The sequence below is a fragment of the Pseudomonas sp. EA_5y_Pfl2_R50 genome, from assembly GCF_963970475.1.
Lineage (GTDB): Bacteria > Pseudomonadota > Gammaproteobacteria > Pseudomonadales > Pseudomonadaceae > Aquipseudomonas.
The window spans coordinates 227,795-251,684 of sequence record NZ_CAXAPT010000007.1 but is presented as its reverse complement, the minus strand read 5'-3'; the positions used below and the strand labels follow the sequence as shown (position 1 = coordinate 251,684).

Annotated in this window: 17 protein-coding genes; 7 read left to right on the top strand and 10 right to left on the bottom strand. The window is 62.3% G+C overall.

All coding sequences use genetic code 11. From position 1 onward, the window contains the following. Positions 1–250: 250 nt before the first annotated feature. Together mnxG and AACY19_RS14545 are read right to left on the bottom strand one after the other, a co-directional pair. A complete protein-coding gene (gene mnxG / locus AACY19_RS14550) occupies positions 251–6,097 on the bottom strand; it encodes a manganese-oxidizing multicopper oxidase MnxG (RefSeq protein WP_339451245.1) in 5,847 nt (1,948 codons plus the stop codon). Between the two features lie 200 nt (positions 6,098–6,297). Next, positions 6,298–6,906: a lytic transglycosylase domain-containing protein gene (locus AACY19_RS14545; RefSeq protein ID WP_339451243.1), complete on the bottom strand. Its 609-nt coding sequence runs from the start codon at positions 6,904–6,906 to the stop codon at positions 6,298–6,300. A 206-nt stretch (positions 6,907–7,112) separates the two neighbouring features. Between AACY19_RS14545 and gspG the strand changes: the two genes are divergently transcribed. From gspG to AACY19_RS14530, 3 genes are all read left to right on the top strand, one after another. Beyond that, on the top strand, positions 7,113–7,541 hold the full coding sequence (gspG, locus tag AACY19_RS14540) for a type II secretion system major pseudopilin GspG (protein WP_007913548.1): 429 nt from the start codon (positions 7,113–7,115) through the stop codon (positions 7,539–7,541). A gap of 14 nt (positions 7,542–7,555) precedes the next feature. Continuing rightward, positions 7,556–8,743, top strand: a complete 1,188-nt coding sequence (locus tag AACY19_RS14535; RefSeq protein WP_339451240.1) for a type II secretion system F family protein — start codon at positions 7,556–7,558, stop codon at positions 8,741–8,743. A gap of 74 nt (positions 8,744–8,817) precedes the next feature. Continuing rightward, positions 8,818–9,252: a hypothetical protein gene (locus tag AACY19_RS14530; protein ID WP_339451238.1), complete on the top strand. Its 435-nt coding sequence runs from the start codon at positions 8,818–8,820 to the stop codon at positions 9,250–9,252. Between the two features lie 135 nt (positions 9,253–9,387). Here AACY19_RS14530 and AACY19_RS14525 read toward each other — a convergent pair whose 3' ends face one another. Beyond that, positions 9,388–10,287, bottom strand: coding sequence for a LysR family transcriptional regulator (locus AACY19_RS14525; protein ID WP_339451236.1), 900 nt, complete (start codon positions 10,285–10,287; stop codon positions 9,388–9,390). 161 nt (positions 10,288–10,448) lie between these two features. On the opposite strand from AACY19_RS14525, the gene AACY19_RS14520 reads away from it, so the two are divergent. Continuing rightward, positions 10,449–11,471, top strand: coding sequence for an alpha/beta hydrolase (locus AACY19_RS14520; protein ID WP_339451234.1), 1,023 nt, complete (start codon positions 10,449–10,451; stop codon positions 11,469–11,471). A gap of 108 nt (positions 11,472–11,579) precedes the next feature. Next, the gene (locus AACY19_RS14515; RefSeq protein WP_339451232.1) at positions 11,580–13,007 is read left to right on the top strand and encodes a mechanosensitive ion channel family protein; all 1,428 of its coding nucleotides are present in this window, start codon (positions 11,580–11,582) and stop codon (positions 13,005–13,007) included. A gap of 194 nt (positions 13,008–13,201) precedes the next feature. Here the strand turns inward: AACY19_RS14515 and ycaC are convergent, their stop codons facing one another. The 6 genes from ycaC to AACY19_RS14485 form a co-directional block, all read right to left on the bottom strand. After that, positions 13,202–13,825 carry an isochorismate family cysteine hydrolase YcaC gene (gene ycaC / locus AACY19_RS14510; protein WP_339451230.1) on the bottom strand — a complete coding sequence of 208 codons (624 nt, stop codon included), beginning with the start codon at positions 13,823–13,825 and terminating at the stop codon, positions 13,202–13,204. A gap of 67 nt (positions 13,826–13,892) precedes the next feature. Beyond that, on the bottom strand, positions 13,893–15,731 hold the full coding sequence (locus AACY19_RS14505) for an amidohydrolase (RefSeq protein ID WP_339451228.1): 1,839 nt from the start codon (positions 15,729–15,731) through the stop codon (positions 13,893–13,895). Between the two features lie 43 nt (positions 15,732–15,774). Beyond that, positions 15,775–16,401, bottom strand: a complete 627-nt coding sequence (locus AACY19_RS14500; RefSeq protein ID WP_339451226.1) for an antibiotic biosynthesis monooxygenase — start codon at positions 16,399–16,401, stop codon at positions 15,775–15,777. Continuing rightward, positions 16,394–16,810 carry a DoxX family protein gene (locus AACY19_RS14495; RefSeq protein ID WP_339451224.1) on the bottom strand — a complete coding sequence of 139 codons (417 nt, stop codon included), beginning with the start codon at positions 16,808–16,810 and terminating at the stop codon, positions 16,394–16,396. Before AACY19_RS14495 ends, AACY19_RS14500 begins: the two co-directional genes overlap by 8 nt. A gap of 214 nt (positions 16,811–17,024) precedes the next feature. Beyond that, the gene (locus AACY19_RS14490) at positions 17,025–17,384 is read right to left on the bottom strand and encodes a DUF6124 family protein (protein ID WP_339451222.1); all 360 of its coding nucleotides are present in this window, start codon (positions 17,382–17,384) and stop codon (positions 17,025–17,027) included. A gap of 515 nt (positions 17,385–17,899) precedes the next feature. Continuing rightward, positions 17,900–18,823, bottom strand: a complete 924-nt coding sequence (locus tag AACY19_RS14485) for a LysR substrate-binding domain-containing protein (protein WP_339451220.1) — start codon at positions 18,821–18,823, stop codon at positions 17,900–17,902. Between the two features lie 209 nt (positions 18,824–19,032). On the opposite strand from AACY19_RS14485, the gene AACY19_RS14480 reads away from it, so the two are divergent. Both AACY19_RS14480 and AACY19_RS14475 read left to right on the top strand, forming a co-directional pair. After that, the gene (locus AACY19_RS14480) at positions 19,033–19,464 is read left to right on the top strand and encodes an AraC family transcriptional regulator (protein ID WP_339451218.1); all 432 of its coding nucleotides are present in this window, start codon (positions 19,033–19,035) and stop codon (positions 19,462–19,464) included. Between the two features lie 128 nt (positions 19,465–19,592). Continuing rightward, positions 19,593–22,445 carry an ATP-binding protein gene (locus AACY19_RS14475; protein WP_339451216.1) on the top strand — a complete coding sequence of 951 codons (2,853 nt, stop codon included), beginning with the start codon at positions 19,593–19,595 and terminating at the stop codon, positions 22,443–22,445. On the opposite strand, the gene AACY19_RS14470 is transcribed toward AACY19_RS14475, so the two are convergent. Further along, positions 22,410–23,879 (bottom strand): ATP-binding protein, encoded by a 1,470-nt coding sequence (locus tag AACY19_RS14470; RefSeq protein WP_339451214.1) that lies wholly within the window; start codon positions 23,877–23,879, stop codon positions 22,410–22,412. The genes AACY19_RS14475 and AACY19_RS14470 overlap by 36 nt on opposite strands. Between the last annotated feature and the right edge of the window lie 11 nt (positions 23,880–23,890).

Below are 23,890 nucleotides of genomic sequence, written 5' to 3'. Positions count from 1 at the left end.
GCAAACACACCGCCCCCGTGGGAGCGAGCCTGCTCGCGAAAGCAATCTGTCAGCCACCACGCCTCTCGCGTGTGCCAGCCTCTTGGCGAGCAAGCCCGCTCCCACAACGGATCTGCATCATCCCGCGCCATCACTGCCCACCGCCGACCCTGTGGGAGCGGGCTTGCTCGCGAAGGCGTCTTCAGCCTCACCCTCACAAACCGAGTCGCTCCCACAGGATGTGTATCCACCGGGGGCATTGTCATTGTGGCTACTGCCCCTGCGGCGCCGGTTCCGGTTCGTTGGTCACCCGCAGCAAGCCCCACAACCCGGCGGTGTTGCCGAACGAGGCGTTGTCGCGGAACAGGTAGTCACCCGGTATTGCGTTGCTGCCGCCGGCACTCGGCAACATGAAGCTGAAGTGCGCCGCTGGCAGCACGCTTTCCCTGGCGCCGATATACATCGACATCGGGTTGTAGCCGTACTTGATCGAGCCCACCCCCGGCGTGCTCAACGGGTAGCCACCGAGGTCGCTCTTCTCTGACTGGAACGGGTTGACCGACCACAGATGCCCGTCGAGCTGGAAGGTCGAGCCACGGCTGCCACCGCTCGGCATCAGGACGTGCGTGCGGAACGGCTGCCCCGGTTTGGCATAGAACACCGGCGTTTGCGGGTCGCCACCGATCAGCGCGTTGCTGTAGGCCATGTGCGCGTTCGGCACGTCGCCGTAGCCATGGCCATCGGCGCGGCCAAAAGGTGCGTCCGGGGCGAGGCCGAAGCGGTACCACATCGGCTCGGCCTTGAAGTTGATGGCCATGCCGGCGTTGTCCTTCGGATCGTTCGGCACGCCCATGCCTTCAGACGCAATGCCTTCCACGGGCCGACCATTGGCCCAGCGCAGATTCAGGGCTTTCTGCCAGACCATCGCAAAGTCACGATAAGTCGTCTGCCCCGCCGCCGTGACCGTGGCGGAAACCTTGCGTGCATCTTCAACCCAGGTCGCGCCAATTGGCAGAATGCTCATCGCCCCGCCCAAGCCTTTTTGCGGCTGCTTGATCACGTCCGCCGGGGTGAAATTCAGCCCGCCGAACTCCACCGCCGTGGCGTTGATGTTGTCGACGCTGCGCCCCAGTTGCGTCACCGGTTTGCCTTCACGCTCCAGGTGCCCGGCGTAGTACTGATAAGTACGGGTCGGGTACGCACCGGTGCTGCCGACACGCGGTGGCACGGTCTGGATCGGGTTGGCGCCGACGTTGACGCCGTCGGATTTGGTGATGTCATACGCCAGCAGCTGCGCATGCAGACCGACATGGCTGGACGGCCGCAACAGGTTGTTGTTGAACGTCGTTGAGCCGTCGCCACCGTTGCGATCACGTTTGACCAGCCCTTGCAGAATCGCGGTCTGCGCCAGATCCGGCATCACGCTCGGCAGACGGTTTTCCAGGGTGATGTTGATGCAATCCCCGGCTGCGGCGCGCAGTACCAGCGGCTCGACCGGAATGCCTGCCTTGAGCTTGCCAGTGAGCGGATCGAGATCAGCTTTACGCACGTACAGCACAGCGGTCGGGTCGTGAATCGGTCCGCTCTGACCGCCAATGGTCAGGGTTTCGCCGTCCTCGGGATCGGTCACCGTGACCTGCGGAATGCTCACTGCCCGCGAGTTGTACACCAGCGTGCCACCCGCCGGGTTCAAGGCGCCGCCGACGTGTTGGCCGAGCCCGGCCGGATCCCCCATCGCCAGCCCCAGAGAATTGCCCAGAATGTCGTTGGCCAGCGCAGCAACCACTTCATAGTTGCGCTGCACCGTCGGCCGGGTGCCGATGCCGTTGGGGTTGGCGCTGTAGCGTGGGCAGCTGCCCTCGAACGCCACGGTGTTGCGCATGCCCGCCGGTTTCGGGTTGTTCGGCAGCGCGAACAGGTCGCTGCGTTGCGCGGTGTAGTTGCGCATCACACCCCAGATGCCGTTCCAGTAGCCTTCAATCGAGGCGTCCATCGAGTACAGATAGTCGCCCGTGGTTGCCGCCGAACTGGAGAGCATCGACACCGGCGCGATGAAGCCCATCTGCTCGGAAATCCCGACCATTTGCGAGGCGCGCCAGCCCGAGTTGGAGCTGTTGCCGAAACCGGAGCCGCTCTGCAGCCATTTCACACCGTGCAGGGTGACGTTGTGCTCCTCTTCGTGGCCTCCGGCATGTACCCGCAACCGCACGTTGTCGCCAGTGTAGGTACGCAGCATCGGCGTGAACGGATCGCCCGGTTCGGCACCGCCCTTGTTGATGTGCGGCGGGAACAGCGTGGTGCCGCCGGTTGGGCCGGTGGCCGAAGTGATCAGGTTCGGGGCCAGGTTCATCGCCGGGATCGCCCGATCCGTGCGGCTGTGCATGGCGTAAGCCAGATCACCGCCGAGGCCGTCGGCCTGCATGCCGCGCTTGCCGTCCGGGGCGACTTTGTTCGGGTCGTACACGCGCAGCGCCAGCGGCTCGTTGCGATAGTTGACGACGAACATGCCCGGGTCATCCACCGAGATCGCCTGCGGACATGGACGGCTTGGACAGCCCGGCTTGATCCCGCCACGGGCCTCGATCACCGCTTCGAGCAAGTTGTCGGCGTTGTTGCGCACCGGCGGGTTGATCGCGTATCGGAAGCTGTCGGCGGTGGCCGGGAACGCTTGCGCATTCGGCACGCCGTTAGGCCCGGCGCCGACATATACCCCGGCTTCATAGGCGTGCTGGAAGTCGCTGTATTCGAGGAAGAACTCGCGGAAGGTGTCGTTCTTGCCGTCGCCATCCAGGTCGCCGGTGTTGATCACGGCCTGCCATGAGGTCGGCCCGCCGTCCTGGCGCGCGCCGCTGTAAAGCGGCTCGCCGGTTTCGGCGTGGAACCAGGTCGAACCGGCTGGCTCGGCCAACACGGTGGCGTACAGACCAATCTGCTGGTGAGTCGATGGGCCGAGGTGGTCGTGGGTGAAGATCGTGCCGAGGCCGCGATCGACGCCTTTGGCGTTGACCACCGGATCGACAAACCAGCGCTGCATCGCCGTGCGCGCACCGACCCAATCGGCCCGGCCATATTGACCGAAGAACGGATGGTTCCTGGCTTTCGGGCAGGCCTGAGTGCCGTCGCGCGGGTCGGTGTCTTCGCACTGGTTGAACTCGCGAATCGCATGCACACGTTCCTGCACGGCGCCGGGCGAGAGCACGCCGTCCTCGTAGTTCCAGCCGTTGGAGGAACCATCGGCAGCGGTCAGGTCCCACTTTGGCAGGTGGATGTGCTGACCGATCACGTCGGTCGGCGTGCGCACCTGATAGTCGTCCATCTCGTAGGTGGCCGGCACCAGGTTGGTTTGCTGGTATTGCACGCAATCGAAGGTGTTCATGCGCATCACCAGTGGCTCTGGCGGACGCTGCTTGGTGATGACCGGCCAGGCGTCTTCCCACAGCGCCAGAATGCGCGCCTGCGGGAAGTGATAGCCGACTTTGTTGTACACCGCGTCAAACTGAATATTGGCGGCCTTGTAGACCCGTGGCCGGTCGGCGGTGAAGGTCGAAGCGCCGACAAAGGACATGCCGTCGAGGCGCTCGCCGCTGGCGAACTCACCGGTGCCGGCGCTGCTGGTCAGGCGTTTTTGCCGATCATCCATGCACGGTTCGTAGTACGGCGCGCCAGCCATCGGCAAGGCACCGTTGGTACGGAACGCCTTGGCCACCACTTGGTTGCCGGGCAGCAGGGCATAGCTTGGGTGGTCTTTTTTCGCGTGGAACGCCATCGCCGCCTGTTCGACTTCGGTGCCCTCTTCCGGCAGGTAAATCGGTTTGGCCCGAGTGACCTGCTTGGAAAAATCCAGCGAAGTCGTCACGGTTTCAGCCTCGCCCCCGGCAGAGACTCCATCCAGTGCATGGCGCTGCAAGCCGCCATCCCAACCGCCGGATTGCGCCGGGTCGAGGTTGGCCCACAACGCTTTGCCGCTGGCCTTGAGCGATTGCGCGGTGGCGGCGTCGAGCATGTCCAGCGGCGGGGTTGGCGGACGCTGACCGACCGAACTTTCCATGCCGCCGATCCAGAATGGATAGCCGGGGTTTTTCAGGCTGCCGTCGGCGTTGCGGTTGGCTTCGCTGCGATCAACCAACGCGAGTGAGCCGATGGCTTGTGGGCCGGCATGGCCGCCGTGGTGTTCGCCGTCGTCGCCCTCTTCTTCATCATCGTCATCATCATTGCCAGCGACCAGGGTGTCGCCGATTTTCGGCACCACCACGACTTTGCCAGGCATCGGCGCCATGGCTTTGCCGGGCAGAGGCACGATGGCCGGAATCGGTGTGCCGGCGACGATTTCGCCGTCGGGCAAGGCCCGTGCGCCCGCCGCCGGTTTGCCGCTGCGCAGGGCAAACGGTTCGGTGTGATAACCGTCGGCGCCTTGCTGGGAAACCTCCAACGGCGTGCCTTCTTCAAACACATCGTGCACGCGCCACATGGCCCACATGCCTTGGGCGAAGTGCGGGTAGAAATGGCAGTGGAAAATCGCATCGCCGGCCACACGGTTGCGGTTGCCCGAACCGCCGTTGGCGATTTCGTAGGTGTAACCGGCGCCCGGGCCGATGCCTTGGGCGTCGACGTAATCGGAGTTGTCGTCGTTGGGGTTGAACAGCCATTGATGACCGTGCAGGTGGAAAATGTGGTGCTCGTAGCCGTTGTGGGTGTTGCGAAATTTGACGAAGTCACCGATGTAGCTGTGGTTGACGTTCGACGGCTCCGACGGATACAGGGCCATGGTCGCTTTCACACCCACCTGATCGGCGCGCGGCGTCTGGCCCGGGGCGATGCCTTCCAGCCCCGTGTTGGCCGGCACGTCCACCAGCATCGCGACGTCGCCGACGGTGTGCGAGCTGAGGAAGAACTCTTCATAGGCACAGGACAGGCAATCGTGCATCGGCCCGACGCCGAGACGGTTGGCGATGACCTCGGCGCCCATGCCGCCGGAGCCGTAGTTGATCATGAACGAGTCGCGGGTCGGCTCCAGCACGTGGGCCATCACCGGGTCGGCAAAGTACGCCGGGAACGCTTGGGTGACGGCGGTTTCGTCCTGGAACTGCGCGGCGAAATCGCGGAACGGTTCCAGCCGGTTCGGCAGCGCCGGGTTGCGTTTGCCGATGGATTCCAATGGATAGGTAATCGCCGGAAAACTGCCGTCGGCGTTGCTGCCCATGACGATTGCGTCACTTTCGCTCGAGATGATTTCGTTGCCATCGACCATGTTGATGATCGGCGTGCCAGCCTTGCCTTCACGTATCCACGGTTCGCGCTGTGGATAGCGTGCCTGGTAATCGACGATGGGATGTCCGGCGGGAGTACGGCCGGTGCTGGCCAGGCGCATTTCTTCTTCGGTGAGCGTGTTGCGATACGTGCGGCCGGCCTTCGGCACGACGACCACTTGAGCGAACAAGCCATTGGCGTTGTTGCCGGCCGCGCCCTCGCCACCGAAGGTAGCGCCACGGCTACTGACGTCGAACGCACCTTCGCGCTCGGCGAACAAGGTGTAGGAACGACTGGCGCCGGGGGCGATCAGGCTGTTGCCGTTGCGCCCGGTGAACGAGGCGATATCGTCGATGCTGTTGACCGCTTGCAGGCCGTTGACCTGGAAGCCGACGTGGCGGTCAGCGACTTGTTCGTCGGCCTTGAAAGACTCACCGCCGTTGGCGTTTGCCAGACCTTCCTGTTCTTCGCCCTCTTCGTCACCACCTTCAGGCGAGTGATGATTCGGGTTGGCCTGATAAGCGAGCAGGTTCTGCAGATTGATGGTCAGGCAGTCTCCCGCCGCCACACGCAAGACCAATGGCCGTGGCCGCTTGTCCGGACGCAACGAGACTTTGCCCGGCACCGCTGAGCCACCTTGGGCCAACGACAGGTTGTGATCATCTACCACGTCGCGGCGCAAGGCGAACATCATGCCGTTGATGTTCTGCGCACCGAGGCGATTGAACATCAGCGGCTGATCGAAGGCGACGACGTTGGCCACCAAGTTGCGCTCGCAACGCACGGCTGCGCTGGTCAGCTCGACGCTGAGCATCGAGGCCAGAATCACCAGCCAATTCAACAGGGACGGAGCGTGATGAATGCCAACCATGATCAGTAACCTCGTAGTGGGTGCTCACGGAAATAATGCTCGACACATTCGCCGGAGCAATCCGCATGCCACAAAAAAAATCGATAACGTTCAATCGGTTACCGCACCGACTTGAGAATCCGGGGAATATTCCCCACCCGTTTCCCCCACATTTCGGGCCTGCCCGGTTTGCCCCGAAAGTGGGGAAAACCGGGTTGAGGTCACAATGGCGCATCCATCGCCAGGCCCTGCAGGCGCCGGTATTGGCGCAACACGTTCGGCACGTAGCGCTGGGTTTCGGCGAACGGCGGAATCACCCGGCCACGGCTGAGCACCGCGTCCGGCCCGGCGTTATAGGCCGCCACCGCGAGCGCGATGTCGTTGTCGAACAGGGTCATCAGGCGTTTGAGGTATTTCGCTCCGCCCTGGATGTTGGCCTTGGGGTCGTAGACGTCAGTGACGCCGAGTTCGCGCGCGGTGTCGGGCATCAACTGCATCAGCCCGCCGGCGCCTTTGGGTGAGGTGGCGCCGGGGTTGTAGCGAGATTCGGCGTTGATCACCGCGTGCAGCAATGCTTCAGGCAATTGATTGACCCTGGCCGCTGCGGAAACCAGTTCCGCGTAGGGCTGATTGGCGATCATTTGCGGCTGCTGATCAAGGCTGACCACCGTCGCTTCAGCCTCGCGAATCACCCGTTCGTAGGTGCGTCCGGGCCGGTGCACGTTGGACAGTACATAGCTGCCCTTGGCGTCCACGGAGATAAATACATCGGCTTGCGCGGCGCCGCTGAGCAGCACACAGCCGAGCAATCCGCTGGCGAGAAATTTCATGTCGGGCCTCCCCGGACCGACCCCGATAAATTGGGGGAAATGCCCCAATGGCCGATCACGTTTGAGCCATACGCAAGCACTGTGCCGACTCTTGAAAGGCCCGTATTTCAAGGGTTTCAGCGTATAGACGGGTTTTCAACGGCGGCTGAGCATGGCAATTGCATAAGCGCTTCAGGCGACACGACTGCCACTGACGGGAGGTCATCATGAAGCTGCAATTTCGTCCGCGCGGGCAACGCGGTTTTACCCTGCTAGAACTGCTCGTGGTGCTGGTGGTACTCGGCCTGTTGGCCGGGATCGTCGCGCCGAAATACTTCGCTCAACTCGGTCGCTCGGAAGTGAAAGTGGCCAAGGCGCAGATCGAAGGGCTGAGCAAGGCACTGGATATCTATCGACTGGAAGTCGGCCACTACCCGTCCACCGAACAAGGCTTGCAAGCCTTGGTCACCGCACCCAGTGACGAGGCGAAATGGACGGGCCCGTACTTGCAGAAAAAACTGCCGCAGGACCCGTGGGGGCGTAATTACGCCTACCGCTATCCGGGCGAAAACAGCGAGTACGACTTGCTGTCGATGGGCAAGGACGGCCAGCCCGGCGGCGAAGGTGAAAACGCCGAAGTGACCAATTGGCAGTGAGCGGAGCGCGGCCCATGCGATTTCACTTGAAAGCGGTCGGCAAGGCTGGCGTGGTCTGCTTGAGCGTCGAGGCGCCGGGGGACAGCGAGGCAAGACGCATCGCCGAGGATCAGGGGTTGCGCGTGCTCAGCTCGCACGCCGACAAGCATTGGCGCTCGCTGAAACTGCGCCAGCGCGAGACCTTCAACCTGGTTTTATTCAGCCAGGAACTGACCACGCTGCTCAACGCCGGCCTGCCGTTGATCGATGCGCTGGAAAGCCTCGCCGAAAAAGAAACGGCCCCCGCCGCCCGGAAAACCTTGAGCGAGCTGGTGCGCCTGCTTTATGAGGGCAAGTCTTTCTCCCAGGCGTTGGGCCAGCTGTCGGCGGTATTCCCGCCGTTGTACGTGGCGCTGGTACAGTCCAGCGAGAAGACCGGCGCGGTCGGCGATGCGCTCGGTCGCTACGTCAGTTATCGCCAGCGCATGGACGAGGTGCGGCAGAAGATCATCAGCGCCTCGATCTATCCGATGCTGTTGCTGGTGGTCGGTGGCGGCGTGGTGCTGTTCTTGATGGGCTACGTGGTGCCGCGCTTCAGCCTGGTGTTCGAAGGGCTGGGCAATAACCTGCCGTGGCTGTCGCAGGTCTTGATGAGCAGCGGCATGTTTCTGCATGCGCATCAGGCTGAATTTTTCGGCGCACTGGCGGCAATCGTCATCGCCCTCGCCGTGCTGCAAAAGCAACCGGCGTTTCGCCGTGGGCTGGATCGGTTGGTGGAAAAACTGCCGGCCGTGCATCAACGGATTTTCATGTATGAACTGGCGCGGTTTTATCGTTCGCTGGGGATTTTGCTGCAAGGCGGGATTCCGCTGGTGACCGCCATGAGCATGGTGCGCGGCTTGCTCACCGTGGCGTCGCGGGGGCGCCTGGATCAGGCTTGCGAGCGGGTGCGCGAAGGGCAGTCGCTGTCTACTGCGCTGGAACTCAATCACCTGGTGACACCGGTGTCTCTGCGCTTGCTGCGTGCCGGCGAACAGTCCGGCAATCTCGGACAGATGATGGAACGCAGCGCCGACTTCTACGACGAAGAAATCAGCCGCTGGCTGGAGTGGTTCGTGAAGTTGTTCGAGCCGCTGCTGATGACGTTTATCGGCCTGCTCATCGGAGTCATCGTGATCCTGATGTACATCCCGATTTTCGAACTGGCTTCGAGTATTCACTGACCCCGGGAACGGGTCGGATCCGTGCAGGAAAGCTCATCCACGTTCCCAACAAAACCACAACGACGGAGAACGATATGCACATTCAAAAGCTCGTGCTCGCAATGGCCATCGGCGCAGTTCTGTCAGCGTCTGCGGTATTGGTTCCGGACAGCCTTTCGGGCGTGTCCAGTGCTCATGCCAAGGATGGCGGGAGCGGCGGAGGTGGCGGTAGTGGCGGTAGTGGCGGCGGTAGTGGCGGCGGTGGAGGTGGCGGCGGCAATGGTGGCGGTGGCAGTCACGGCGGCGGAGGCAACAGCGGCAGCGGTGGTGGCGGCAGTCACGGCGGCAACAGTGGCCACAGCGGCAGCGACCACGGCTCGGGACACTCGGGCGACAGCGGTTCATCCGGCCGCAGCGGCACCCATGCCGAACCTGGGGATGACCATGGCGTCCACCGCGCCGGCGAAGTCGGCGATGATCGTGGCGTACATGTCGGCGGCGAGCCGGGCGATGACAAGCGCGCCAACTGATCCCTCCTGAAAACACCAGCTCCCACAAGGTTTTGCGGTATTTACAGATTGCGCAGACAACCATAAATCCAATGTGGGAGCGAGCCTGCTCGCACCCACAAGGGCTTTGCAGTGGTTGAAAAGTCCAGCGCTGGTTCAGAGGTCGACGTCGCTTTGGTTCAAGCGCTCGCGCAGAAACTCGACCAGCGCCTGCACCGGTCTGGAGGCCTGGCGATGTTGCGGATACACGGCTGAAAGCGTCAGCGGCTCCGGGCGCAAATCATCCAGCACCGGCACCAGCCGCCCATCTTTCAGCGCCGCGCCGACAATGAACGTCGGCAGATAAGTGATCCCCATCCCCTGCACCGCCGCATCCCTGAGCAACTCGCCATTGTTCACCCGCATGCGTCCGGCGACGTTCACCAACAGCGGTTTGCCCTGCCCCGCATTGAACCGCCACTGCACCGAGCGCCCATGCCCATAAGGCAGGCAATGATGGCTGTGCAGATCCTCAGGTTCAAGCGGCGTACCGCGCTCGGCCAGATACGCCGGGCTGGCGCAATACACCCGTTCGATGGAGGCGATACGCCGGGCAATCAGGGTCGAGTCTTCGAGCACGCCAATGCGCAGCGCCAGATCGTAACCCTCACCGAGCAGGTCCACCGGTCGATCACTCAAGTCCACCTCTACCGTGACCTCGCGGTAGCGCTGCAAGAACATCGGCAGCAGGCACCCCAGATGCGCGACGGCAAACGACAGCGGCGCACTCAGGCGAATCGTGCCCCGAGGCTCGGCGGTCTGTCCGGCGATGCCCTGCTCCACCTGCTCGACTTCGCCCAGCAAGCGCAAGGCCGATTCGTAATAGCTCTGCCCCAGCGGCGTGACATCGAGGCGCCGGGTCGAGCGATTCAGCAGCCGCACGCCGAGGCGCTCCTCCAGCTGCATCAACCGCCGGCTGACGAACTGCTTGGACAACCCCAACTGATCAGCCGCCGACGTGAAGCTGCCGGACTCCATCACCTGGCAAAAAATACGCATGTCTTCGAACGGGTTCATTGTCACTCTCTGGTGGACAGTTAAACGCTTTATAGCCGCTTTTTCACTTTCGAGCAGCTCATTAATCTGTGCTCACGGTGTTGCTGAGGCCTGAAGCCCAGCGCCACAGCAGCCCGCAACCCAGGCATAAAAATTCAAAAACATTCAAAAGGATTTCCACCATGAACATCGTCAAAAAAACCCTCACCGCTTCCCTCCTCGCCCTGTCCATCGGCAACGCTTTCGCCGCCCAAAGCAGCGGTGTCGAACACAACACGCAGGCGTTCCTCAACGCTCTCGCCGCCGGCGGTGGCAAACCGCTGGAGCAACTGAGCCCGAAAGACGCCCGAGCGGTACTGACCGGCGCCCAGGCTTCGGTGAAGGTTGACCTGTCCGGTGTTGAGGTCAGCGACAAGGCGATCAAGGTCGATGGCCAGACCATCAACCTGAAAGTGGTACGTCCAGCCAAGGTCAAAGGCGAATTGCCGGTGTTCATGTTCTTCCACGGTGGCGGCTGGGTGCTGGGTGATTACCCGACGCACCAACGCTTGATTCGTGATCTGGTGGTGGGCTCTGGCGCCGTTGCGGTGTACGTCGATTACACGCCGTCGCCGGAAGCCCAGTACCCGACCGCGATCAACCAGGCCTACGCCGCGACAAAATGGGTGGCCGAGCACGGCAAGGACATCGGTGTCGACGGCAAGCGTCTGGCCGTGGCCGGCAACAGCGTCGGCGGCAACATGGCGGCGGTCGTGGCGTTGATGGCCAAGGAACAGAAAGCCCCGGTGCTGCGCTTCCAGTTGTTGATGTGGCCGGTGACCAACGCGCAGTTCGACGACGGTTCGTACCAGCAATTCGCCGAGGGCCACTTCCTCACCAAAGGCATGATGCAGTGGTTCTGGGACAACTACACCACCAACCCGGCCGAGCGTGCGCAGATCCATGCCTCGCCGCTGAACGCCAGCGCCGAACAGCTCAAAGGCCTGCCCGCCGCGCTGGTGCAGACCGCCGAGTTCGACGTGCTGCGTGACGAAGGTGAAGGCTATGCGCGGCACCTCGATGCCGCCGGTGTGCCGGTGACGTCGGTGCGTTACAACGGGATGATTCACGACTTTGGCCTGCTCAATCCCCTGAGCCAGATTCCCGAAGTGAAAGCGGCGGTGCGCCAAGCGGCGGCTGAGCTGAAAACCCACTTGCAGCCTTAACGGCAGAAGATCGCAGCCTGCGGCAGCGCCTACAGGAAAACGCATTCCAACGTAGGCATTACCGCAGGCTGCGATCTTTTTATTGGCAGACATCGCGGAGCACCGGTCATGACCCTTTTCTACACCCACTTGCTGTCCTGGAGCGCCGCCCTGCTGCTGCTCGACGCGTTGCTCTGGCACTTCACACCCTTCACCCATCGCGCCCCGAGAGTGGGTGTGCGGATGGTGCTGTTTCTGGCGTTCACGGCGCTGGTGATCAACGCCGGCGTCAGTCCGTTGCAAGCGCCACTGTTCGCCGATGACCGCGTCGCACAACTCGGTGCGACGGCGCTGGGCATTCTCTGGTGGCTGTACGCCGCACGGGTGCTGACCGAAGTGATCGGCCTGGCGCTGGTGCGGCGCATCGGCCACAGCGGTCGCTTGCTGCAAGACGTGATCGGTGCCTTGGTGTTTCTGATCGCCACGGTCGCGGCGGCGGGCTACGTGCTGGAGTTGCCGGTGAAAGGCTTGCTCGCGACCTCCGGCGTGGTTGCCATCGTCGTCGGTCTGGCCCTGCAAAGTACCTTGGCCGACGTGTTTTCCGGGATCGTGCTCAACACCACCAAGCCGTATCAGGTGGACGATCTGGTGATGATCGACGGCGTCGAAGGCAAGGTTTTCGACATCGACTGGCGCGCCACTCACCTGCTGACCAGCGCCGGAACCATGGCTGTGGTGCCGAACTCGGTGGCGGCCAAGGCGAAAATCGTCAACCTCAGTCGGCCGAACAACATGCACGGGGTTTCGATCAGCATCAAAGTGCCGAACCACATTCGTCCGCGCCGGGTGCTCGATGCGCTCGACCGCACATTGCAGGGCAGCAGTTCGCTCTTGCTGAGCCCTGCGCCAAAAGCCGTGCTGAAAGAGGCCGGCGAAACCACCTCGGAATACGTCGCCAGCGGTTTCATTGCCGAGCTCGGCAAGAAAAGCGAAGTGCGCAATCAACTGTTCGACCTCGCTCACCGGCATCTTGAAGCCGCCGGCATTTCGCGGCACCCGGGTGGCGTGATCGAACCGTCGACCCGCGCCCGTGCGCTGCTGGATGAAGTGAAAATCTTCCGCTCGCTGAACAGCGAGGAGCGTGATCGCCTCGCCGAATCGATGGTTGCGCAGCAATACACCGCGGGCCAGGTGGTGCTGGACCTCGACGAAGTGCCGGACAGCCTGTTTGTAATTGCCACAGGCGTGGTCAGCGCGACCGTGCCGGACGGCGACAGCAAAATCGAAGCCGGCCGGATGGGGCCGAGCGAGGTCATGGGTGAACAGAGCATTCTCGCGGATACGCCGTCGCAGGCGACGTTCACCGCGCTGACGTCGAGCATCATTTACCGGCTCGACAAGAACCTCACTCGTCAGTGCATGGAACAGCGCACGGAGGTGGGTCGGGCCTTGAATAAATTGCAGGCGGTGCGGCAGCAGAACAGTCGCCTCGCGTTGATGGCCAAACCGGTGACGGTGAAGAAAGGTGGTTTTTTGGGGTGGTTGCAGAAGCGTTGAAGCGGCAAGATCAAGATCAACAGCTACCCCCTCACCCCAACGGGGCGAGGGGGAAAGGGAGCAGACCGCATGCAATTCAGAACCTGAGTTCGGCTCGGTATTGCACGTCGGCGTATCTCGAACAAGCCCCTCGGTCAGTCCCCTCTCCCTTTGGGAGAGGGTTAGGGTGAGGGGCTTTTCAAACTCACACCCGATTACTTGGCCGTGAACTTGGTGTAGCTGTTGATCAGGTTGCGGTAGTTCGGCAGACGCTCCGACAGCAGATGCGCCAAACCTTCCATGTCGTTGCGCCAGTCACCCTGCAGCTCGCACGCCACCGAGAACCAGTTCAGCAGGTGTGCGCCGGCTGCCGACATGCGCGCCCACGCCGCTTGCTGCACGGTGGTGTTGAAGGTGCCAGACGCGTCGGTCACCACAAACACTTCATAGCCTTCAGCAATGGCCGAGAGGGTCGGGAACGCCACGCAGACGTCAGTCACCACACCGGCGATGATCAGTTGCTTGCGACCGGTGGCCTTGATCGCCTTGACGAAATCTTCGTTGTCCCAGGCATTGATCTGGCCCGGACGCTGAATGAACGGCGCATCCGGAAACTGCTCGCGCAGCTCAGGCACCAGCGGGCCGTTGGGACCGGCGTCGAAACTGGTGGTCAGGATGGTCGGCAGCTTGAAAAACTTGGCGATATCGCCCAGCGCCAGCACGTTGTTCTTGAACTCGTTGGGGGTGAAATCCTGGACCAGCGAGATCAGGCCGGTCTGGTGGTCGACCAGCAGTACAACCGCGTCATCTTTATTCAGACGAGTGTAAGGAACGCTCATGGGAAACTCCTCGATGGATGGATGTTGCATAAAGCGCCGCACCCGCAGGCCGGCGCGTGTTCAGAAATCAGAAAGCGAAGCAGGAACAGCCGAACGCGCCCCAGAAACCGGCGAAGTCGCTGACCGGCGCGTTCGACATCCGCGCCTTTTCATGGCTGTGGGTATGCACCGCGCACGGCCCGCTGCACTGGTGAACCTGCGCCTGCAGCGGCGAGTTCGGGCGCCAGTGGCCCGGGACTTTCACCACCGGTGACCAGTCCGGCAGCACTGGAATCGAGCGCGGGCCGAGGTCTTCGAAATCGCCCGCGGCGTAGACAATCTTGCCGCCGACCACAGTCATGACCGACTCAATCCACTTGATCGCTTCTTCTTCGACATGGAAGAAGTCCGCGCTCAGCGCCGCCAGATCCGCCAATTGGCCGACCTTGATCTGGCCCTTCTTGCCCTGCTCCGAGGAGAACCAGGCGCTGCCGTGGGTGAACAGTTCCAGCGCGGTGGTGCGCGGCAAACCTTCTTCGTACAAGGCCAGACCGCCGACGGTGCGGCCGCTGACCATCCAGTACAGCGAAGTCCACGGGTTGTAGCTGGACACTCGCGTGGCATCGGTGCCGGCGCCGACCGGCACGCCTTCGGCGAGCATGCGTTTGATCGGCGGGGTCGCCTCGGCGGCTTGCTTGCCGTAGCGGTCGACAAAGTATTCGCCCTGGAACGCCATGCGATCCTGAATCGCGATGCCACCGCCCAATGCCTTCACCCGCTCGATGTTCTGCGGGGTGATGGTTTCGGCGTGATCGAAGAACCACGGCAGGCCGTTGAACGGAATATCACGGTTGACCTTCTCGAACACGTCGAGCATACGGCTGATCGACTCGTTGTAAGTCGCGTGCAAACGGAACGGCCAGCGCTGCTCGACCAGATGGCGCACCACCGGCTCCAGTTCTTCTTCCATGGTCTGCGGCAGATCCGGGCGCGGTTCGAGGAAGTCTTCGAAGTCCGCCGCGGAGAACACCAGCATTTCGCCGGCGCCGTTGTGGCGCAGGAAGTCATCGCCCTGATGCAACTTGACGCTGCCGGTCCAGTTCTTGAAGTCGCTCAGTTCTTCTTTGGGTTTCTGGGTGAACAGGTTGTAGGCGATGCGCACGGTCAACTGGTCGTCTTTGGCCAGTTGTTCGATCACCTGGTAGTCGTCCGGGTAGTTCTGGAAACCACCGCCGGCATCAATGGCGCTGGTCAAGCCGAGGCGATTGAGTTCGCGCATGAACTGGCGGGTCGAGTTGACCTGGTATTCCAGCGGCAGCTTCGGCCCCTTGGCCAGCGTCGAGTAGAGAATCATCGCGTTCGGCCGCGCGACCAGCATGCCGGTCGGGTTGCCGTTGCTGTCGCGGACAATCTCGCCACCCGGCGGGTTCGGCGTGTCGCGGGTGTAACCGGCCACGCGCAACGCGGCGCGGTTGAGCAGCGCGCGGTCATACAAATGCAAAATGAACACTGGCGTGTCCGGCGCGGCCTGGTTGATTTCTTCCAGGGTCGGCATGCGTTTTTCGGCGAACTGGAATTCGTTCCAGCCACCGACCACGCGCACCCATTGCGGAGTTGGTGTGCGGTCGGCCTGATCCTTGAGCATGCGCAGCGCGTCGGCCAGCGACGGCACGCCTTCCCAGCGCAGTTCGAGGTTATAGTTCAAACCGCCGCGAATCAGGTGCAAGTGCGAGTCGTTGAGGCCGGGAATGACGCAGCGGCCATGCATATCGACCACTTGCGTGTTCGGCCCGCGCAGGGCCATGGCCTGGTTATCATTGCCGACAACGACAAAGCGACCATCGGTGATGGCCACGGCGCTCGCCAGCGGTTTGGTGCGGTCTACGGTATGAAACTGGCCATTGAATAAAATCAGATCGGCGCTCATCGCAGTTCCTCAAGCAAAGTGAAAAGGAGCAAACCCCGCGCGCTCAGCGTGGCGAGGTTTCTTGGGAGTCGAGGTGTTCATGGGCCTGGCTGGCTTCCAGCCACGGCGTAAATAAGCGGGTGACCGGCGGCATCACCACGTACACCACCGACAGGACGATGGTCAGGGTGATCAGGAACGTCGCGACCACGTAATTCGAAAGAAGCGGATGCAGCGCCAGCAGCGGCCCCCAGAGCAGCGGCACGAGCAAGGTGTGCGGCAGAATCACCAGCAGGGTGACGACGGCCTGCTTCCAGCGCGGCGGCGGCGAAGTGGCATCGGCCAGTGGCGTAAACCAGAATTCATTGATGGGGGCGACTTCGGTCTGATCGCCATCAGCCAGCATCGGCGCGGCTTCGGCGACCAAGGCCTGACGCTGCGGCGATTCCAGCCAGCCTTGCATTGCTTCGGTGGAGCTGAAGCGCAGTACGCAGGTGTAGAAGTCGAGACGGCCGCGCTTGCCGCGTACCACGTCGACGCCCAAATGGCCTTCACGCTGCCCCGCCACGCGGACGATATTGCGCAGCCAGGCCTCATACGCTGACTCGAAACCGGCCTTGACCCGGTGCTTGATGATCAGCGTGACCGTCTCATCGGCCCCCGGTGTTTGTGGATCGAGGACTTCAGGCATAACGCAGCACTCCGGGTAAACGAACAGGAATCACCAGCCGACCCGGCCCGGCGATCAGCACAGTGGTAAACAGGATCAACAGCAACCAGCCGAACTGCCCTTCAGCCACACTCCATTGCGGATGCACGACCAACAACGCCACCACCAGCACAAACAGAATAGGCAAGCACGCCAATCGCGCCAGCACCCCGGCGACGATCAGCAGTGGGCAGACAACTTCGGCGAAGATCGCCAGGATCAGCGTGAGGTGGGCACCGAGGTGGAACGGGTCTTCGATCAGTTGCAGTTGCGCGGTGAAGTCCAGCAGCTTGGGCAAGCCGTGCACCCACAGCAGGAACAACCCACCGGCCACTCGCAGAAACAGCAATCCGAGATCGCGCGCCGGTTCATCCCGTTGAGAAACGTGCATGGGCCCACCCTTGAATAGTTATTGGGGTGAATCATGCCGGGGATGGGTGGATGGAAATTGGATACGTGTGCTCAGTTCCACGGCGTGCCAGGATTTTTGAAACACCGCAGAACACTGTGGGAGCGAGCCTGCTCACGAAGGCGTCGGGTCAGTTATAAATACTTTGAATGACACAGCGCTTTCGCGAGCAGGCTCGCTCCCACAGGGGGGGGGCTTAGGCCGGTGGTTCGAGGTTATCCAGCACCCGACTCACCGCCAGTTCACCGAGCATGATCAACTGCGCAATCCCCAACAACGCCCGACGCTGCGGCGCGGGCAACAGATGGGCTACGTCCTGGGCGATGGTTTTGGCCGAGGCGAGTGTTTCGCTGGCGTCAGTCAGTAGTTCTTCGGCTTTGGTGTCGGCAGTTACCGCGTACATGCCGCGAGTTCTGCGTGGAGGTGGTGTGGAGCCGGGGGGAAGGAGGTAATGGTCGAGGGCGCGGTCGGCGGCTTCGTGGAGTTTTCTCGAATCGATGGACTCGTAGGGGGATGTGGGGTCGATGTCTGGTGGGTTGGGTGTGACTTTGAACATGGTGAATCTCCTTTTTAGAGCCGGGATCACCACGTCCTGTCGCTAAACAGGATGGGTGGCGACCGTATGCAGGTTAGCGAACCGGTAAAAAGGCAACCCGGTAGACCCGAAGGTCTCCCGCATACAGCCGCCATAGCGAAGTGCAGACGATAGCCTGCTACGAAGCATGGAGCGCTGATGCACTTTTTTGGTCCGAGTCGCTAAACCCGATCGCTGAGTTTTCAGCGACCACCAAACGATAGAGACCCGACCACAAGCGCACAAGCCGGAGGATTCTGGCGTAGCTGTAGGCAAAGGCGCAAGGTTGCGTAGCCTGAAAGAGTGTCTGAGGGTGTTGCTTAAACGGCTATGTTTAAACCACCGAAAATCTATGGATCGCACCGAGCCAATGTGGGAGCGAGCCTGCTCGCGAAGGCGCCGGGTCAGTCAAAAAATGTTTTGAATGACACACCGCTTTCGCGAGCAGGCTCGCTCCCACAGGGGATTGGTGTTGTTTTTGAGATTTGCGCAGGGATTTAAATCGGCGAGATATCCAGCGGTGCCGCCATGAACTGGCTGATCCGCGATCTGAGCCATTTCTCCGCCGGATCGTTGTCGTGCACGCCGCTCCAGGCCATCGACAACTGCGCGGCATCAATCGCAAACGGAGGGTCTTCGGCGCGCAACGCACAGCCTTCCACCAACGCGCAGGCCGCGTAGTCCGGCACGGTGGCGATCATTTCGGTGCCGGCGAGCAACGCGCGCAACCCGCTGAACTGTGGCACACCGAGCACCACGCGACGGCAACGGCCAACCTTGGCCAGGTCCATGTCGATATTGCCGCTCAAGTCGCCGGAGAACGACACCATCGCGTGGGGGCGCTCGCAGTATTCGTCGAGGGTCAGCGGTCCCGGGCGATCATCACCGCGCAGGACTTTGCAGGGAATGTCGCGCAGCTTCTTGCGCTTGGCATTGGCCGGCAGATCGGTGGTGTAACTGACGCCAACCGAGATTTCCCCGGACGCCAGCAGCGCCGGCATCAACAGGTAGTTGGCGCGGCGAACCACCACAACAATGCCCGGTGCCTCTTCCTGCAGTTGGCGCAACAACGGTGGGAACAGGCCGAACTCGGCATCATCCGACAGGCCAATGCGGAACACGTCGCAACTGGTCGCCGGGTCGAACTCCTTGGCCCGGCTCACTGCACCGGAGATCACGTCCATCGCTGGCTGCAACTCTTCAAGTATCGCCAGCGCACGCGCCGTCGGCTCCATGCCGCGACCGTTGCGCAACAGCAACGGATCGTCGAACAGATCGCGTAAACGCCCGAGTGCCGCGCTCACCGCCGGCTGGCCCATGAACAGTTTTTCGGCCACGCGGGTCAGGTTCTTTTCGAACATCAGCGCTTCGAAGATCACCAGCAGGTTCATGTCGACGCGACGCAGATCGTTACGGTTCATGGGCTCGAATTCCTTAGGGCCAGACAGACGCAAGTGCTGCGCACTGTACGCGACCAGCGGCCTTGCAGCGCCGGTTCGCGCTGAAAATTAACAACGATTAACTCGTCAGTTTCAAGCCCCCAACCCAACAATGGCCCACCGCGCAGCGTTGTTTTTTGACCTGTGGGAATGCGCCGTGCGCACATTCCCCACCGACACGGACCTTGGCCATGGCTCAATTGCAATCCACCGTCGCCCTCGCCCCTGCCAGCGAACCGCGTAAAACCAGCACCGGGGGGCTCAGCCCGCAGCGCGAGCGGCAAGTCAAACAACTGATCCTCGAACGCCTCGGCGAAAGCCTGGAAGTGACCGAACTGGCCCGCGCCTGCTCCCTGTCGCGCAGTCATTTCTCCCGCGCTTTCAAGTGCAGCACCGGATTTTCGCCGCAAGACTGGATTCGTACTCAGCGCATCGCCCGGGCGAAACTGCTGATCCAGCACACTGACCTGAGCCTCACACAAATCAGCCTGGAATGCGGCTTTTGCGATCAGGCGCACTTCTGCCACATGTTTACCCGCAGCGAGGGCACCAACCCGTTTGCCTGGCGCTGTCAGGTCATGCGTGAACACAAGTCCAACCGCCCACACCCTGCGCTGTTTTGAGCCAAACACGCACCGCCCCCGTTGCGCTGACGCCAAAACCTGAGGATTATGCCCGGACACCCCGGAATAGAAGGCCTGCACGCGCCTGCGATTCCGTCTGTCCGCCGCATCACCGCAGGAGTGAGTTGTTGAGTCTCCCCCCGAATCAGGCCCTCGGTTTCGGCCCCTATCGGATTCATCCCGGACAACGGCTGCTGCTTGAAGGTGACCAGCCGTTGCGTCTGGGGCGCCGGGCCATGGATATCCTCCTGATTCTGCTGGCCCATGCCGGTGAAGTGGTGAGCAAACAGCAATTAATGGCCGGGGTCTGGCCGGATAGCGTCGTCGAAGACATCAACCTGCGCGTACACATGGCGGCGCTGCGCAAGGCGCTGGGTGATGGCCAGGCCGGGCAGCGTTTTATTGTCACCGTGGCGCAGCGCGGCTACAGCTTTGTCGCACCGGTGCTGCTGGAGTCCATCGAGCAACGACCCACGGACGCTGCTGACGTGCGGCACAACCTGCCGCTGCGCCGCACGCGGATAATCGGTCGCCAGCCGCTGGTCGACAGCCTGATGCACCAGTTGCCGCGCCAGCGTTGCATCAGCCTGGTCGGCCCGGGCGGCATCGGCAAGACCACCGTGGCCCTGCGTGTGGCTGAACAGTTGATCGGCGAGTATCGCGACGGCATTCGGCTGGTGGATCTGGCGCCGCTCAACGATCCGGCGCTGATCTACACGCACCTGGCCGCCCTGCTCGACCTCGCGCTGTTCGACGGTGATCCGCTGGCATGTCTGGTCAAAGGTCTGCAGTCGCGGCAGATGCTATTGGTGATCGACAACTGCGAACACCTGATCGACGCCGTCGCCCTGCTCAGTGAAAGTATTCTGCGCGGCGCGCCGAAGGTGCATATCCTCGCCACCAGTCGCGAGAGCCTGCGCGCTGAAGGTGAGTTCGTGCAGCGTCTGGAATCCCTCGATTACCCGCCACTGCAAGCCGACCTCGACCGTCAGCAAGTCCTTGCTTTCCCGGCGCTGCAACTGTTTGTCGAACGCTCGGTGGCGACCCAGGAAAATTTCGAGCTGACGGATACGCAATTGCCGCAAGCGATAGAAATCTGCCATCGACTGGACGGCATTCCGTTGGCATTGGAGCTGGCGGCGGCGCAGGTCGCCGAGCTCGGTCTGGAGGGCCTGCTGACCCAGTTGCAAGGGCGTTTGCCACCCTTGGTGACGGGCAATCAGTCCAGCCTGGAGCGTCATCTCACCCTGCGTGCCACGCTGGACTGGAGTTTCAACCTGCTCAGCGTCTGCGAGCAAACCTGCTTGCAGCGCCTGGGGGTCTTTCGGGGTGGCTTCAGCCTGCCGTCGGCAGCGGCGGTGATCGTCGGTCGGCACATCGCACCTGACGGGATGTTTGCTGCGATTACGCAGTTGGTCGCCAAGTCATTGCTCTGCGTCGAGGTCGGCGATGAAGAGGTGTTCTACCGGCTGCTCGACACTACCCGCCGCTACGCCCTGGAAAAACTCGACCAGGCCGGTGAATTGAACGACACCCGTGATCGGCATGCCGAACGCTGCCTGAGCTTGATGCAGCAGGCGCAGCGCGATTGGGAAGACACGCCGACGGCGTTGTGGATCGAGCGTTATGCGCGCGGCCTGGAGGATTTGCGCGCCGCGCTGGGCTGGTGCCTGGCCAGTGCAGACCGCCATGCGTTGGCGATTGATCTGGCGGCCACTTCGGCGCCGTTGTGGCAGGAACTGTCTTTGCTCCGGGAGTATGGCGGCTATGCGCGTCGCGCGTTGAGCCTGTTGGAGAGCGCCAGCCAGCCATGCCCGCGTCTGAAAATCGCGTTGAACCTGGCCCTCGGCAGCGCCTGTTATCACACCTGGGGCGGCACCCCGGAAACCATTGACGCCTTCGTCAACGCACGGCAACTGGCTCAGGAGCACGGCGACGTGGCCGGGCAATTGCGCGCGGTGTCCGGGCACATGGCGGTCAATCTCAGTTGCGGGCATTACCGGACGGCCCTGGCGCAGAGCGAACAGTTCGACCGCCTCGGCCTGCACGGCGACCCGCTGCTGTCACTGAGCACGCATCGCCTGCGGGTGCTGGCCCTGCATTATGCCGGTGATCAGCCGCAGGCCCGGGTGCATGCCGAGCAGGTGCTCGAGCGCATGGCTCACAGCGGCCATCTCAACCGATTCACCCACGGCTTTGGCGTGCAATACGACCAGAGCGTCGCCTCGCTGACCGTGCTCGCCCGGGTGCTGTGGCTGCAAGGTTTTCCCCAGCAAGCGTGGCACACCGCACGGCAAGCGCTGGACATCGCCGTGCAGATCAATCACGGCACGTCGATTTGCTACACCCTGGCACTCGCCAGTTGCCTGATCGCCCATTACAACGGCGACCGGCAAAACGCCCGGGCGTTATTGCTGATGCTACTGGAGCAATCGCAAAAGCATTCGGTGCTGTTGTTTCACAACTGGGCGCAGCATTACGCCCAGGTCATCGATGCCGATAGCGCGCCGCCGATGCCGTCGGACAGCAGTGGTCTGATTCGCGAAATCATGGTCACGCTGGATGATCGTTTTGTCGATGACGCGCTGTTCGCTCGTGCGCAGACCGGTGACGCCGGATGGAGTACGGCGGAGATTTTGCGCGCGCGGGCGGATCAGCTGCTGGCACAGGAATCAGCCTGCCTGGGTGGCGACCTTCGCGTGCAGGGTCGCGACAGCGTCTCCTCGGACAACGCGCGGATCGCGGCAGCTGAACTCACCCTGCAACAGGCTCTGTCCATCGCCCGCGCCCAAGGCGCACTGGCCTGGGAACTGCGCAGCGCCACTTCGCTGGCACAGGTGTGGATGGACCAATCGCGTTATCGTGAGGCGCAAGCGCTGCTGGCCCCGATCTACCAGCGCTTCACCGAAGGCTACGCCACCCCGGACCTGCGCAAAGTGCGGCGATTACTCGACGAACTGACTTGTCATTTGCAAGGGTGAGGCGCGGCTGATGTGCCCCGGAATGGGCACATAGCGGGGTTCGTCATCGCTGGGTTCGACCCGTGCGGTCCATTGTTGATGGGCATAGCTGCGGGTGGTGTTGAGCATGCGATAGCGCAGCACACCGTTATCCTGCGTCATCGTCAGCAACGACTTGGCCACCAGTTGCGCAATGACCACCACCACCGCCGAGGGTGGCAATTGCACGCAGCAAACCGCTGTCCACGCGTCCTCCAGCGTGAAGCTTTGGCGAAAGATCGACAGTCGTTGCAAGCCCAGTTTTTCCTGCTCGCTCAGGCATTGATAGCTCCAGTCCAACGCGGCTTTCAGGGTCTGGTGGCGCGGCCCGGCGGTGCGTCGACCGTGACTCAACAGTTGCAGGCAATTGCCCAGTTGCGCCTGCAGTCCGACCAGCGCCAGCGCGTCGATTTGCGTCACCGCCAGTTCGATGGCCAATGGCAAGCCATCGAGCTTGCGGCAGATATCACAAACAGCCTCCAGATCCTGTTCGCGCAGCATGAACCCCTGCTGGCGAGTACGCGCGCGGCTGACGAACAACTGCACCGCCGAATAGCCCATCGCCTCCTCCACGCTGGACAACGCGGACGTTTTCGGCACGCTCAGGGGACGCAGGGAGTGCAGTGTTTCCAGGCCGATCTGCAATGCCTCGCGACTGGTCGCCAGCACCGCCAGTCGCGGCCCGGCGTCGAGCAACTGCTGAACCAGCGCCTGACACTCCTCACGCCGCAGCTCGCAATTGTCGAGCACCAGCAACGCGTGGCGAGCGCTAAACGTCGCGAGGTCGATGGCCTGTGTGCTGAGTAGATGCTCAAGCAGCGGCGTGGCGTCGTCGATCTCTGTGAGATCCACCCGCCATACGCCGTCACGGAAATGTTCCAACAATAGCTCTGCCACGCGTAAAGCCACGGTGGTTTTGCCGACACCGGCAGGACCGCAAAGGGTCAGCAACCGACATAGCGGCATCTTGCGCACGAGGCTGCCCACCACTGAATCGCGGCCTATCACCGGGGTCAGGCGCGCCGGCAAATTGTGCTGCGGCGCCTGCAGGCGTTCGACAACCGCTTGTTCGATGTGGTCGTGCGCCACCGGGGCGATAAAGCTGTAACCGCATTGCGGCACATTGACGATGTACCGCTGACCGTTTTCACCGTCACGCAGGGCACGGCGCAGTGCCGCGATGTGCACACGCAGATTGATCTCCTCGACCACCGACGTCGGCCATACGCAGGCGATCAACTGTTCCTTGCGCACCACCCGTCCCGCATGCTCGACCAGCACCTGCAGAATGTCCAGTGCACGCCCGCCCATGCGCAGTTGCCGATCACCTTCGAGGATCAGGCGTTGTCGCAAATGAAACGCGTAAGGGCCGAAACGCAGCACCGGCGCCGAGTTCGAATCGTTGAGATTATCCATGCCAGGTATCT